This is a genomic window from Longimicrobium sp., assembly GCF_036280135.1.
Lineage (GTDB): Bacteria > Gemmatimonadota > Gemmatimonadetes > Longimicrobiales > Longimicrobiaceae > Longimicrobium.
This window is the reverse complement of sequence record NZ_DASURI010000861.1, coordinates 1-12,582: the sequence shown is the minus strand read 5'-3', so window position 1 is coordinate 12,582 and position 12,582 is coordinate 1. Positions and strand designations below refer to the sequence as shown.

Below are 12,582 nucleotides of genomic sequence, written 5' to 3'. Positions count from 1 at the left end.
CCGGTGCACCGGGGCGGCCTTTCGCGCATGTGATTCTCGCCCATGCGTGTCATTCTGAGGTCGATCGGCGCCGGCTGATCCTCGCTCTTCGCGCGATGCTCCGGCGCCGGGCGGCCGAAGAATCTGGTTGCCGGAGTGCGGGATCCCGCCCGTGCGCTGAGTTGCTCACGGACTTCGCGTAGCGCGGTCGGTTCCTGCGTCGATCTTTCCAGGTTGGAAATCGTCGGGATAAGTGGTAGATTGTTGCGCTCGGATTGGGACGACGCATTCGGCGCCGTCTCGACGACACCGATCGCGGGAGGCACGACCATGAAGAAGCTGACGCTGAAGCTGGATGAGCTGCGGGTCGACTCGTTCGACACGGAATCCGTCGCCCCGACGACGCGCGGCACCGTGGAAGGCCGGGACTCGCTCAACGGCACGTGCGGCGCGAGTTGCTACACCTGTCAGGTCTCGTGCAACAACATGAGCTGCTTTACGTGCAACGGCACGTGCGAGATGTCGGTGTGCTACGGCGGGTCGTGCTGGGGTACGTGCAACACGTGCCAGGGCTCGTGTTACGGCACGTGCGTCGCCACCTGCGGCGAAACCTGCACCTGTGGCGCCTACTGCGTCTAACGTCCTGCAGGCACAACGGAACGGGGCCCCGGGCATTTTGCCCGGGGCCCCGTTCCGCGTCGACATGCATTGCGCCGATCAGCCGCAGCAGTAGCAGCGGCCGGCGGAGGGAACCCAGTTGCCGCCCAGGGAGCCGCAGATGCTGCGGCAGTACGTGTTGGTGCACGCCGCCTCGGTCCCCGTGGACGCCTTCGGCGTCGCGAACGCCTGCGCGGTCCCGAAGCCCAGCGAGGCGACGGTGGCCAGGGCGAGCAGACCGGCCTTCCAGTGCGTGACGATACGCTTCATGGGGCTCTCCGGATCAGGGCGTGGGCCACCAGCGGAATGCAGGTGTATTTACCAACATAGTCCGGAAACGATTCTCGTCAACGATCTCCGCCACCGTCAGCGAAACAGCGCCAGGTCGATGGCCTCGGCCATCATCCGGTGGCCCGTCTCGTTGGGGTGCAGGTGGTCGCCCGTGTCCGCTTCGGGGCGCAGGCGCGTGGGGTTCGCGGGATCGCGCAGGGCCGCTTCCAGGTCGATGACCGCGTCGAAGCGGCCGCTCGTGCGGATCCACGCGTTCACGGCCTGCCGCGCGGCCTCGCGCTCCGGCGCGTCGTAGAACGATCCGCCAAAGGGCAGCAGCGTGGCGCCGTACACGCGAATGCCGCGGGCGTGCGCACGGTCGATCATCCGCCCGTACGCCTCGATCAGCCCCGCGGCCACGGCCCGCGCGCCCTCCGGGCCCTGCGCCTGGCCCACGTCGTTGATCCCCTCCAGCACGATGAGCCAGCGCGCGCCGGGCGCCTGCAGCACGTCGCGCTCAAAACGAGCGACGGCGGCGGGTCCCAGGCAGTCGCGCAGCACGCAGTTGCCCCCGATCCCCGCGTTGAGCACCGCGACGTGCGCGGTGCGCGGGTCCGCGCGCAGGCGGCGCGACAGCTCGTCGGGCCAGCGGTTGTTGCGGTTGGTGCCGGAGCCGCGGCCGTCCGTGATGGAGTTGCCCAGCGTCACCAGGGCGCGCTCCGCCGCCAGCCCCTCCACGACGTCGATCCCCTGGATCACGTACCAGTGGTCCGTACGCACGGCGTCCGGCATCTCCGCCGCCGCAAACGCATTGCCGGGGAGGATGAACGATGTCGTTCGCGATCCCGGGTGCCCCGTCACGTCCGACGGCACCGCGCCGAAATGGATCGTGATCGCCACCTCCTGCATCGCCTGGAGGGGGAAATCCACGGCGTCGGAAACAGCCGTATCCCCCCGTGCGATGGTCGTCGACGGTGCGCCGCCGAAGGTCAGCGCGCGTCCGCCCGCCGCGTCGATGGCGCTGGTGCCGGCCGTCCCTGGCGCGATGTGCGCGGCGGCGATGGTCAGCGGCCCGTTGCCGAACGCGTTGGTGAAGCGCACGCGCAGGCGTTCGCCGCCGATGGAGACGCGGACGACCTGCCGCAGCGTGTTGCCGGCCAGCCCCGGCGCGGGCGGCAGGTTGTTGGGCTCCGTCAGCTGCGGCGACGTGGCCCACGTGCCCACCCACAATGCCGGCGCTGCCACCGATCCGCCGCTCGCCGCCGATCCGCCTCCGCCGACGACGGTCGATCCGCCGTCCGCCGCCGGCCCAATCGCCGGGGCGGGCGCGCAGGCCGCGGCGAGCGCGAGCAGGGCGGCGCAGCCGATTCGCATCCGCATCACCATTCGTCCGTCCGGAAGGGAGCGGCGGGCAGGCCGGCGCCGTTGTAGAGCGTCGCGTTGACGGGGCCGTTGCTCCACGCGTAGCGCACGGCCACGGGCTCCGGCACCTCCGGGCTCCAGACGACCACGCGATTTCCTTCGATCCGCGCCTGCGCCCACACCCAGCGCCGGTCCGCGCCCGCGATGGCGAACGCGCCCAGCGTGCCGCGTGCCGTAAGCCCGTCCGCGTGGTCGAACTCGACGGTGACGCGTCCGTCCCCAACGGAGTGGCGGCGATACGTCGGGCCGCGATCCGCCACGCGCTCCCCATACGCCACCCGCCGCGCCACGAGGGCAAGGCGCTGCCCGACAGGCTGCTTGTCGCGCGGATGGAGGTCCGCCGCGTCGCCCACGTCGATGGCGATCACCTGTCCCGTGTTGGGCAGCGCCAGCGCGGCGGACTGCGACTCACGGAGAATGGCCCAGCCGGCCGTGCGGGGCGGCACGGAGTCCGCCGCGCCAAAGTTCGGCAGCTGCACCCAGAGGAAGGGCAGGTCCGCGTCGTTCCACGCGCGGCGCCAGTCACGGATGAGGCCCGAGAAGAGCGGCGCGTACGCGGCCGCCTGCTGGTCGTTGTTGGCGTTGGACTCGCCCTGGTACCAGATGACGCCCTTGACGGGGTAGCGGACGATGGGGTGGATCATCCGGTTGTACAGGTACGACGGCACCTTGTTGATCCGCTGCCCGTCCGTCCCCAGGTTCACGGCGCCCACGCGAAACTTCCACGTCCCCGCGAGGGACTTCCGCCCCGCGGACGTCTCTACGTAGAACCGGTCCGCCGCTCCGTACGGGCCGCCGTTGCCCGCGCCGTCGCCCACGCGGACGACGAGCACGTTGTGGCCGGCGCGCAGGGCGGACGCGGGGACGGTGTACAGGCGGGGCAGGGAGTAGCCGGAGGTGCGCCCGGCCTCGATCCCGTTCACCCAGGTGACGTCGTCGTCGTCGATGGTGCCCAGGGAGATGCGGACGCCCTGCCGCGCCTCGTCTTCCGTGAGCGTGAAGGCGGTGCGGTACCAGGCGGCGCCGTCCAGCCCCTCGTATCCGTTCTGCTCCCAGTAGCCGGGGACGGGGAGGTCCGTCCAGCCGCTTTCGTCCAGCGCGGGGTCCGCCCAGACGGCACGCACGCCCTCCATCCCCGCGTCCGCCGACGGCAGCCCGCCGATCCGCGCCCGGAGCGACTCGCGGAGGGCGGCCACGCGGTCGCGGTCCGCCTGCATCATCGCCGCCCACGCGCTGTCGGAGATGCCGAGCGCGGGTCGGCTCATCCACGTTTCCACGTTGGCGCCGCCCCACGACGTGTGGATGATGCCGACGGGCACGCCCGTGGAGGCCCGCAGGTCCCGCGCGAACCAGTAGCCCACGGCGGAGAACGCGCCGGCGTGGGCCGGGTCCGCGGATGCCCATCGGCCGCCCTGCAGGTCCTTCGCGGGATCGTCCGCCCACGAGTGCGGCACGGCGAACTCGCGCAGCTGGGGATCGCGCGCGGCGAAGATGGCCTCGCGCCCGCCCGTGGCCTGGGCGAGCGGCCACTCCATGTTGGACTGGCCGCTGGCGATCCACACGTCGCCCACGAGCACGTCGGCCACGTCCACGCGCGCGCCGCCGGCGTCCACGCGCAGCGCGTGCGGGCCGCCCGCGGGAAGGGCGGGAAAGTCCACGGACCAGGCACTGTCCGCCCCGGCCACGGCGCGCGCCGTCCGCCCGCCCAGGCTGACGGTGACGGACGCGCCCGGCGCCGCCCACCCCCACACGGGGACGCGGGCGCCGCGCTGCAGCACCATCCCGTCCTGGAACAGGCGCCCCAGGCGCAGCGGGCCCGTCTGCGCCGACGTGGGACCCGTCACGAGCAGCGCCGCGACAAGGGCGGCCGAGGACGCGGAAACGAAGCGTGGAGCCATTTGACCCGCGAGAGGACATGAGAAGGCGGACGTCGGCCGCGCGGCCGGGGGACGCCCGAAGAATTGCGGTGTTGCCCTTCGAATCGCAAGGTCATATTATCACCTGAGCGCGATTCAGGCGTTGCACGACGGCGGACGATTCGTGACGGGGCGACGCGAGGGCCGGGACGCGGCCGCATTCGCCCACAGGTTGTACGAACTCTCTTGACGCTTTTGTTCAGTGAGCGTACTATCCTGAAAGTCATAATATCACCTGTCGTATTCACCTCCTCGTCCGCCCGGGACGGAGAGGGTGACCTGATCGAAAACCGCTCCATCGCATCCGCACCGATCCGCAGGCAGACCGCTTCCCCTTTCCACCCCGGAGGACCGGCACGATGAGACGACGTACGCACGCACGCTGGACCCTGATGCTGCTGGCCGCCGTGACCGTCGCGGGCGCCGCCGCGGCGTGCGGCGACCCGCTCCGGCCCTATCCGCAGTTCACCATCAACCCGCGCACGGTTTCGGTGGCGCGGGGCGCCAGCACCCCCGTGAAGATCGTGCTGTCGGGGCCCAACAAGGAAGAAAGCTGGACGGTGGAGTCCGGCAACGCCTCCATCGCCACCGTGGCGCAGACGGAGACGGGCGCCACCGTCACGGGCGTGGGCGCGGGGAGCACCAGGCTGTACGTGGTGGTGAACACGGAGGGCTTTGGCACCGTGCGCGACTCCGCCACCGTGAACGTCCAGTAACGCTGATCGTCCGGCAACACCCACGCGCGCGGCCGGCCGGCCGCTGCCGCGAGATCCAGGCGCTCCAAACCGCCGCGCCGGCGGGAGCGCGCGAACCCCACCTCACCATCCGCTCCGCGAGGCATGCCCCAATGAGACGCTGGATCCTGCCGCTCGCCGCGTGCCTGCTGCTGTTCGCAGGGAACGCGCGGGCGCAAAGCACGGGACAGATCAGCGGTACCGTCACCGAGCCGGACGGCGGCCCCGTGGCCGGCGCAACGGTGGCCATCGCGGCGCTCAGCCGCACCGTGGTGACCAACGAGCAGGGCCGCTACGCCCTGGCCAACGTTCCCGCGGGCACCCACACGGTGATGGCCTCCCGCATTGGCCGCGCCTCGGTGACCCGGCAGGTGACCGTGGCGGCCGGGCAGACGGCCACGGCCAACTTTACGCTGGCCGAGACGGCGCTGGTGCTGGACGAGGTGGTGGCCATCGGCTACGGCACGGCCACGCGCGCGGAGGTGACGGGCGCCGTGAGCAGCATCCGCAGCGAGGACATCGCGCAGGTGGTGGCGCCCAACCCCATCGACGCGCTCAAGGGCCGCGTCCCGGGCGTGGACATCACCCTCAACAGCCCGGAGCCGGGCGCCACGGCGCGGGTGCGCATTCGCGGCGCGCGCTCCATCAGCGCCAGCAACGACCCGCTCTTCGTGGTGGACGGCATTCCCATCCAGGGCGACCTGCGCGACATCGACCAGAACAGCATCGAGACCATCGACGTGCTCAAGGACGCGTCGGCGGTGGCGGTGTACGGCAGCCGCGGCGCCAACGGCGTGGTGCTCATCACCACCAAGCGCGGCCGCTCGGGCCCCACGCGCTTCAGCTACAGCACCGCGATCGGCCAGAGCCGCCTGCTGGAGCCCGTGGACCTGATGAACGCCGAGGAGTTCGTGGAGATGCGGCGCGAGGTGGCCCGGGCCGGCGGCACGTACAACTGCCCGGCGGGCACGGCCTGCGCGGCGGGCGACAGCGCCATCCTGGACCCGCTCAGCTGGGCCAACTACCGGGCGGGGGTGGACACCGACTGGCAGGGCGAGATCCTGCGCGAGGGCAACCTGCAGAACCACGAGCTGTCCATGGCGGGCGGCGGCGAGAACACGCAGTTCCGCGTGGGCGCGGGGTGGGTGGACCAGGAGGGCATCACCCTGGGCCAGGGCTTTGACGCGCGCCGCGGCAGCGTGAGCCTGACCCACAATTCCGGCCGGCTGAACCTGCAGGCCAGCGTGCAGGGCTCGCGCACCTTTCGCGAGGTGGGCGTGGGCGCCCGCCTGTGGGACGAGGCGCTGTTCAACAGCCCCCTGGGCCGCGCCGTCAACGAGGACGGCACCCGCCCCTTCCGCCCCACGGGCGACGACCTGCGGGTGAACCCCGTGCTGGAGGGTGAGAACAACATCCGCGAGCTCACCCGCACCAACTTCCTGGGCACCTTCTCGGGCACCCTGGAGCTCATGGACGGCGTGTCGCTGGTGAGCAGCTTTGGCCCGCAGATCAGCACGGAGACAGACGGCTCGTTCGTGGGCACGCTCACCCGCAGCAACGCGGGCACCACGCTGCCCCGCGCCTTCGTGGACGTGGAGCGCCGCCAGAGCTACACCTGGAGCACCTACCTGCAGCTGGACCGCGCCCTGGGCAACGACCACCGCGTGCAGGGCACCTTTCTGTACGAGCAGGCCAACGTGCGCACGGAGTTCGACTCGCTGGGCGCCAACGACCTGCCGTACTCGCACCAGCTGTGGTACAACCTGCGCACGGGCTCGGGCGCCACGGTGGTGAACAGCAGCCTGGCCGAGTTCAGCCTGCAGTCGCTGATGGGCCGGGTGAACTACACCCTGCGCGACCGCTACGCCCTGACCCTCACGGGCCGCCTGGACGGCAGCAGCGTGCTGGCCCCCGGCAACAAGTCGGCGTTCTTTCCGGCCGCGGCGTTCATGTGGCGGGTGAGCGAGGAGCCGTTCATGGAGGGCGTGGGCTTCGTGGACGACGTAAAGCTGCGCCTGAGCGTGGGCCGCACGGGCAACAGCGCCATCGCGCCCTACCAGACGCAGGGCCAGCTGAGCCAGCAGTCGTACACGTTCGGCACGCAGCTCGTCGTCATCGGCTTTGCGCCGGGGAGCATCCCCAACCGCGAGCTGCGCTGGGAGACCACGGACAAGTACAACGCGGGGCTGGACTTTACCGTGCTGGGCAGCCGCGTGCGCGGCACCCTGGACGTGTACCGCGAGAACACGCACGACCTGCTGCTGCAGCGGGCCCTGCCGCCCACCACGGGCTACCAGAGCGTGCTGCAGAACGTGGGCAGCACCACCAACGCGGGCGTGGAGCTGGGCATCAGCACCACCAACGTGGACGGCTGGCACGGCCTTACCTGGGAGACGGACTTCAACGTCTCCACCAACCGCAACCGCATCACGGCCCTGCAGGCCGGCTCGTACTTCGACGTGGGCAGCGGCCGCTGGGTCAACGCGCCCATCAACGTGAACTACGACTACGAGTACGTGGGCGTGTGGCAAACGCCGGACTCGGCCATGGCGCGGCAGATGTGCGGGTGCAAGCCGGGCGACATCCGGGTGGCCGACACCAACGGCGACGGGGTGCTCAACTCCGACGACCGCATGTTCGTGGGCAACCACTACAACTTCCCCAGCTGGCAGGGCAGCCTCAACAACCGCTTTGCCTACGCCGGGTTCGACCTGTCGGTGCTGGCCACGGGGCGCTGGGGCTACACGGTGCGCAACGGCTTCGTGGAGGCGTACACCAACCTGCAGGGCCGCTTCAACGGCCGCGCGGTGGACTACTGGACGCCGTCCAACCCCACCAACGCCAACCCGCGCCCCAACGCGGGCGGCCGGGGCACGTACGGCGCCTCGAGCTATTTCCAGGACGGCAGCCACATCCGCATCCGCGACATCACGCTGGGCTACCGCCTGCCGGAGTCGCTGGTGGGCCGCATGGGCGGCCAGGGGATGCGCGTGTACGTGCGGGCCCAGGACCCCTTCATCTACGCCCCGGACTTCGAGGGGTGGGATCCCGAGTCGGGCTTCAACATCGGCGACGGCAACCAGACGTTCTCGCAGCCGGACGTGGGCGGGCCCGCGTACCGCACGTTCTTCCTGGGCGCCGACCTCACCTTCTGACCGGCACACGCACGGACGAGAGACTGAACGATGAAGAACAAGCTCACGGTCCTGGCGCTGGCCGCGGTGTCCCTGGGGACGGCCGGCTGCCTGGACCTGGTGGAGACGCCGGTGTCCGGCGTGACGGGCGAGTACTTCGCCACGCCCGAGGGCGCCGACGCGGCCACCTCCGGGGCGTACGCCCGCCTTCGCGACTACTACGGCCAGCAGCAGGAGATCTACCTGGGCTGGGCCGGCACGGACGTGTGGAAGCGCGGCCAGCAGCTCGTGCCCAACGGCGCGGGGTGCTACAACGACTACACGCCGCAGCTTTCGGCCACGGGGTGCACCAACGACATCCGCGACAACTGGCAGCAGTCGTACTTTGCCATCAACTCGGCCAACACGGCCATCAAGTTCATCGGCGAGAGCACGGCCCTGTCGGAGACCATAAAGAACACGCGCCTGGGGGAGATGCGCTTTATCCGCGCCCTCTTCTACCACAACCTGGTGCGCAACTACGGGGCGGTGCACCTGGCCCTGGAGCCCACGGAGGGCGTGGTGGTGGAGGCCAGCCGCACGGCGCCGGCGGAGATCTACGCGCAGGCCATCATCCCCGACCTGGAGTTCGCCGTGGCCAACCTGCCGGCCACGCAGCAGCAGCGCGGCCGCGCCACCCGCGGCGCCGCGCAGACGCTGCTGGCCGAGGTGTACCTTACCCGCGGCGCGGCCGGCGACTTCGACAGGGCGCGTGACCTGGCGACGGCCGTCATCAATTCGGGGACGTACTCGCTGGCGGCGGACTACCGCTCGCTCTTTTGCGGCCCGGAGCGGCCCACGGGCCCGTGCGACTTCGCGCCGGCCGTGGAGACCAACGCCGAGTACATCTTCCAGGTGCAGTTCAGCGGCGACGGCGTGCAGGGGCGCGACCTGTTCGGCAACAGCCTGCACTGGTACATCACCATGGCGTACGACATCATGGGCGCCCCCAACCTGGCGCGCACGCTGGAGTACGGCCGCCCCTTCCGCCGGGTGAGCCCCACCCGGTACACCCTGGACCTGTGGAACCGCTCCACGGACGCCCGCTACAACGCCACCTTCCAGACGGTGTGGCGCAGCAGCAGCGGAGCCCCCGCGCCGGCGGCGCAGGGCGGCGACACGGCCATCTACCTGCCCGGGACGGACACGGTGGACCTCGTCTACCGCACGGGCAAGCGCTACCGCACACTGGGGCAGAACCAGTACACCGAGGAGCTGTTCCCCTCGCTGCTCAAGTGGCAGGACCAGACCAAGGCCAACGTGAGCGCGGGTCCCAGCCAGCGCGACCGTCACCTGTGGCGCCTGGCCGACGTGTACCTGCTGCGCGCCGAGGCCAACATCCGCGCGGGCCGCGGGGCCGAGGCCATCGCCGACTTCAACGTGCTGCGCCGCCGCGGGGCGTGGCCGGGGATGGGCGCCGCCAACGAGCTCACGGCGGCGCAGGCCGACAGCGCCCGCGGGCCCATCGTCGCGCAGGGGCTGGAGCTGCTGCTGAACGAGCGGGCGCGCGAGCTCACGGGCGAGGAGCAGCGGTGGTACGTGCTGCAGCGCACGGGCAAGCTGGGGGAGCGGGTGCGCCGGTACAATCCCACGGGCGGCCCCAACTTCATCGAGCCCAAGCACCTGCTGCGTCCCATCCCGCAGCAGCAGATCGATGCCACGCAGGGCAACGCCGCCGCGTTCCCGCAGAACCCCGGCTACTGACGGGGACGACGTCCGGCCCCGCGCCCGAGCAATCGGGCGCGGGGCTGGTGTCGCGATGGATGGGCGGGCGGCGGAGCGGTGGAGGGACCGATGGCCCGAGTCCGATGCGCGTGCTCTGCGACGGAGCGGGTAAACCCGCCGCTGGGACAGCCATAAGCCCTGTCTCGCGCCGACGCGCTCTGCGAACAGGGCTTCAACCGCCAACGCGAGCCGTCCCCCGGCGATGTTGCGTACGTTCGCGGCAGGAAGGCGGCGGTGCAGTCCGCGAAGGCGGACTTCGTGCCTTTCCAGCGGCGAATTCATTCGCTCGGCGCGGAGCCGGCGTTTCCATCTCAACGACGGCGTGCCGAGGGATCGACGGCGGATGGACGATGGAGGTGGGTCAGGATGTTGATTGGCGGATGGATGATAACGGGCAGGATGATGATCAGGCGGGACAGTTGATCGGCGGGACGGATTGATCGACGGCGCGCAGTGGTGCGCCGGGCATCCGCGAGCGAGGTGGAGGAGTCGCCTCGATGCGGATGATGAATCACGGAGATTTGATCGAGGATCGCGAATCGTTGTTCAACCTCCCCCAGGGGTTTTTGGGGGAGGTGCGAGCCTAAGCGAGCGGAGGGGGCGCCCCGCGCGGACTCCGCCTATCCGCGCAGGTCATCCGATCACCGGATCACGGCGCGTCTTCCGTGGTGATGAGGACGACACCGTTGGCACCCCGCGCGCCGTACGCGGCCAGGCTCCCCGCATCCTTGAGCACGTCGATGCGCACGATGCTGCTGGGGATGAGCGCTTCCAGCGAGGTGGCCGTCCGCGGCATTCCATCCACCACGAACAGCGGCTCGTTGGTGCTGGTGATGGACCGCACGCCGCGAATGCGCACGCTGAAGTCCGCGCCGCCCAGCCGCCGCACCTCCACGCCGGGCACGCGGTCCAGCATGTCGGCCAGGGAGGTGCCCTGGGGCACGTCGTGGCCTTCGATGGACGCTACGCTGGCCGTGGAGGTCTCGCGCCGCTCGGACCCGTAGCCCGTCCGCACGCGCGGCGCGTCCTCCGGCTCCGGCCCGTCCGAGGGCGGGTCCGCGCGGCCGGGACCGCACGCGGCGAGCGCCGTCAGCAGGGCGCCGGCGAGACACGGGGCGATGCGCATGCGGGCTCCTTTCGCCGGCGGCCGGCGAGGCGGGAAAGACAGGCGGACGGATGGACGGGCGCCGCACCTTCCGGGCCGCGGCCCCACGGTCGAACGATCGGTTTTGGCAGGCTGAATCACAAGGTTCACGGAGCACGATGCCCGGTTATCGCGATCCCCAGGTGCCCGCCGCGCAGCGCGTGGCGGACCTGCTTGGGCAGATGACGCTGGAGGAAAAGGCCGCGCAGATGATGTGCGTGTGGCAGCAGAAGGCCACCACGCTCGTCGACGCCGGCGGCGCGTTCGACCCCCAAAAGGCGCGCGCCGCCTTTGGCCACGGCAACGGCATCGGCCAGGTGGGCCGGCCCAGCGACGCCGGCGGCAGCGGCCACGAGCCCGAAAAGGGCCGCGACCCCCGGCGGATGGCGGAGCTCACGAACGCCATCCAGCGGTTCTTCGTGGAGGAAAGCCGGCTGGGCATCCCCGTCCTCTTCCACGAGGAGTGCCTGCACGGGCTGGCCGCCGTGGGATCGACCAGCTTTCCGCAGCCCATCGCGCTGGCGGGGACGTGGAACCCGGAGCTGGTGGAGCGGCTGTACGCCATGACGGCGCACGAGGCGCGCGTCCGCGGCACGCACCAGGCCCTCACGCCCGTGGTGGACGTGGCCCGCGACGCCCGCTGGGGCCGCGTGGAGGAGACGTTCGGCGAGGACCCGCACCTGGTGGGGCGGATGGGCGTCGCGGCCGTCCGCGGCTTCCAGGGTGACGCGTCGTTCGCCGACGGCAAGCACGTGCTGGCGACGATGAAGCATTTCGTCGCCCACGGACAGCCCGAGGCGGGGATGAACTGCGCCCCCGTGAACGTGTCCATGCGCGAGTTGCGCGAGGTGTTTCTCCCCCCGTTCGAGGCGGCCATCCGCGAGGGCGGGGCGGCCAGCGTCATGGCCAGCTACAACGAGGTGGACGGCGTTCCGTCGCACGCCAACCGGTGGCTGCTGCGCGACGTGCTCCGCGACGAGTGGGGCTTCGAGGGCTTTGTCGTCAGCGACTACTACGCCATCTGGGAGCTGCACGACCGGCCGGACACGCACGCGCACATGATCGCGGCCGACAAGCGCGAGGCGGCGGCCCTGGCCGTGCGCGCCGGCGTGAACATCGAGCTCCCCGAGCCCGACTGCTATCTCCATCTCGTCGACCTCGTCCGCGACGGCACGCTCCGCGAGGCGGACCTGGACGACATGGTCGCGCCCATGCTGCTCTGGAAGTTCCGCATGGGCCTGTTCGACGACCCGTACGTCGATCCGGCGGAGGCGGCGCGCGTCGTGGGCTCGGCGGAGAACCAGGCGCTGGCGCTGGAGGCCGCCCGCGAGTCCATCACCCTGCTCAAGAACGACGGCGTCCTGCCGCTGAACGCGGACGGGCTCAAGACCATCGCCGTCATCGGCCCCAACGCGGCGCGCGCGCTGCTGGGCGGATACAGCGGCGTGCCCCCGCGCACCGTGAGCGTGCTGGACGGCATCCGCGCCCGCGTGGCCGACTCCGCCGAGGTGCTGTACGCGGAAGGGTGCAGGATCACCGTCGGCGGGTCGTGGAACGAGGAC

Annotated in this window: 10 protein-coding genes; 5 read left to right on the top strand and 5 right to left on the bottom strand. The window is 71.0% G+C overall.

Annotated elements, in window-relative coordinates; genetic code table 11:
- On the bottom strand, window positions 1-311 hold a 311-nt coding region (locus VFZ20_RS27940; RefSeq protein WP_329687252.1), incomplete at its 3' end, for a hypothetical protein.
- Here VFZ20_RS27940 and VFZ20_RS27935 point away from each other — a divergent pair.
- Window positions 310-618 carry a hypothetical protein gene (locus VFZ20_RS27935; protein WP_329687251.1) on the top strand — a complete coding sequence of 103 codons (309 nt, stop codon included), beginning with the start codon at window positions 310-312 and terminating at the stop codon, window positions 616-618. The two genes, VFZ20_RS27940 and VFZ20_RS27935, sit on opposite strands and share 2 nt — an antisense overlap.
- Window positions 619-696: 78 nt before the next feature.
- Here the strand turns inward: VFZ20_RS27935 and VFZ20_RS27930 are convergent, their stop codons facing one another.
- From VFZ20_RS27930 to VFZ20_RS27920, 3 genes are all read right to left on the bottom strand, one after another.
- Window positions 697-906, bottom strand: a complete 210-nt coding sequence (locus VFZ20_RS27930) for a hypothetical protein (protein ID WP_329687250.1) — start codon at window positions 904-906, stop codon at window positions 697-699.
- 96 nt (window positions 907-1,002) lie between these two features.
- Window positions 1,003-2,280, bottom strand: a complete 1,278-nt coding sequence (locus tag VFZ20_RS27925) for an SGNH/GDSL hydrolase family protein (RefSeq protein ID WP_329687249.1) — start codon at window positions 2,278-2,280, stop codon at window positions 1,003-1,005.
- A 5-nt stretch (window positions 2,281-2,285) separates the two neighbouring features.
- A complete protein-coding gene (locus VFZ20_RS27920; RefSeq protein WP_329687248.1) occupies window positions 2,286-4,226 on the bottom strand; it encodes a sialate O-acetylesterase in 1,941 nt (646 codons plus the stop codon).
- A 377-nt stretch (window positions 4,227-4,603) separates the two neighbouring features.
- Here VFZ20_RS27920 and VFZ20_RS27915 point away from each other — a divergent pair, with 377 nt between their 5' ends.
- The 3 genes from VFZ20_RS27915 to VFZ20_RS27905 all read left to right on the top strand — a co-directional run bounded on the left by VFZ20_RS27915 (window position 4,604) and on the right by VFZ20_RS27905 (window position 9,855).
- Window positions 4,604-4,960, top strand: coding sequence for an Ig-like domain-containing protein (locus VFZ20_RS27915; RefSeq protein WP_329687247.1), 357 nt, complete (start codon window positions 4,604-4,606; stop codon window positions 4,958-4,960).
- Window positions 4,961-5,091: 131 nt separating this feature from the next.
- Window positions 5,092-8,133 carry a TonB-dependent receptor gene (locus VFZ20_RS27910; RefSeq protein WP_329687246.1) on the top strand — a complete coding sequence of 1,014 codons (3,042 nt, stop codon included), beginning with the start codon at window positions 5,092-5,094 and terminating at the stop codon, window positions 8,131-8,133.
- A 30-nt stretch (window positions 8,134-8,163) separates the two neighbouring features.
- Window positions 8,164-9,855, top strand: a complete 1,692-nt coding sequence (locus tag VFZ20_RS27905) for a RagB/SusD family nutrient uptake outer membrane protein (RefSeq protein ID WP_329687245.1) — start codon at window positions 8,164-8,166, stop codon at window positions 9,853-9,855.
- Between the two features lie 670 nt (window positions 9,856-10,525).
- Here VFZ20_RS27905 and VFZ20_RS27900 read toward each other — a convergent pair.
- A complete protein-coding gene (locus VFZ20_RS27900; protein WP_329687244.1) occupies window positions 10,526-11,002 on the bottom strand; it encodes a TonB-dependent receptor plug domain-containing protein in 477 nt (158 codons plus the stop codon).
- Between the two features lie 137 nt (window positions 11,003-11,139).
- Here VFZ20_RS27900 and VFZ20_RS27895 point away from each other — a divergent pair.
- On the top strand, window positions 11,140-12,582 hold a 1,443-nt coding region (locus VFZ20_RS27895; RefSeq protein ID WP_329687243.1), incomplete at its 3' end, for a glycoside hydrolase family 3 protein.

Excerpts from the sequence above, each read along its gene's own strand:
- VFZ20_RS27920 (WP_329687248.1), bottom strand. The coding sequence starts at position 4,226 with ATGGCTCCACGCTTCGTTTCCGCGTCCTCGGCCGCCCTTGTCGCGGCG.
- VFZ20_RS27930 (WP_329687250.1), bottom strand. The coding sequence starts at position 906 with ATGAAGCGTATCGTCACGCACTGGAAGGCCGGTCTGCTCGCCCTGGCC.
- VFZ20_RS27925 (WP_329687249.1), bottom strand. The coding sequence starts at position 2,280 with ATGCGAATCGGCTGCGCCGCCCTGCTCGCGCTCGCCGCGGCCTGCGCG.
- VFZ20_RS27910 (WP_329687246.1), top strand. The coding sequence starts at position 5,092 with ATGAGACGCTGGATCCTGCCGCTCGCCGCGTGCCTGCTGCTGTTCGCA.
- VFZ20_RS27915 (WP_329687247.1), top strand. The coding sequence starts at position 4,604 with ATGAGACGACGTACGCACGCACGCTGGACCCTGATGCTGCTGGCCGCC.
- VFZ20_RS27935 (WP_329687251.1), top strand. The coding sequence starts at position 310 with ATGAAGAAGCTGACGCTGAAGCTGGATGAGCTGCGGGTCGACTCGTTC.
- VFZ20_RS27900 (WP_329687244.1), bottom strand. The coding sequence starts at position 11,002 with ATGCGCATCGCCCCGTGTCTCGCCGGCGCCCTGCTGACGGCGCTCGCC.
- VFZ20_RS27905 (WP_329687245.1), top strand. The coding sequence starts at position 8,164 with ATGAAGAACAAGCTCACGGTCCTGGCGCTGGCCGCGGTGTCCCTGGGG.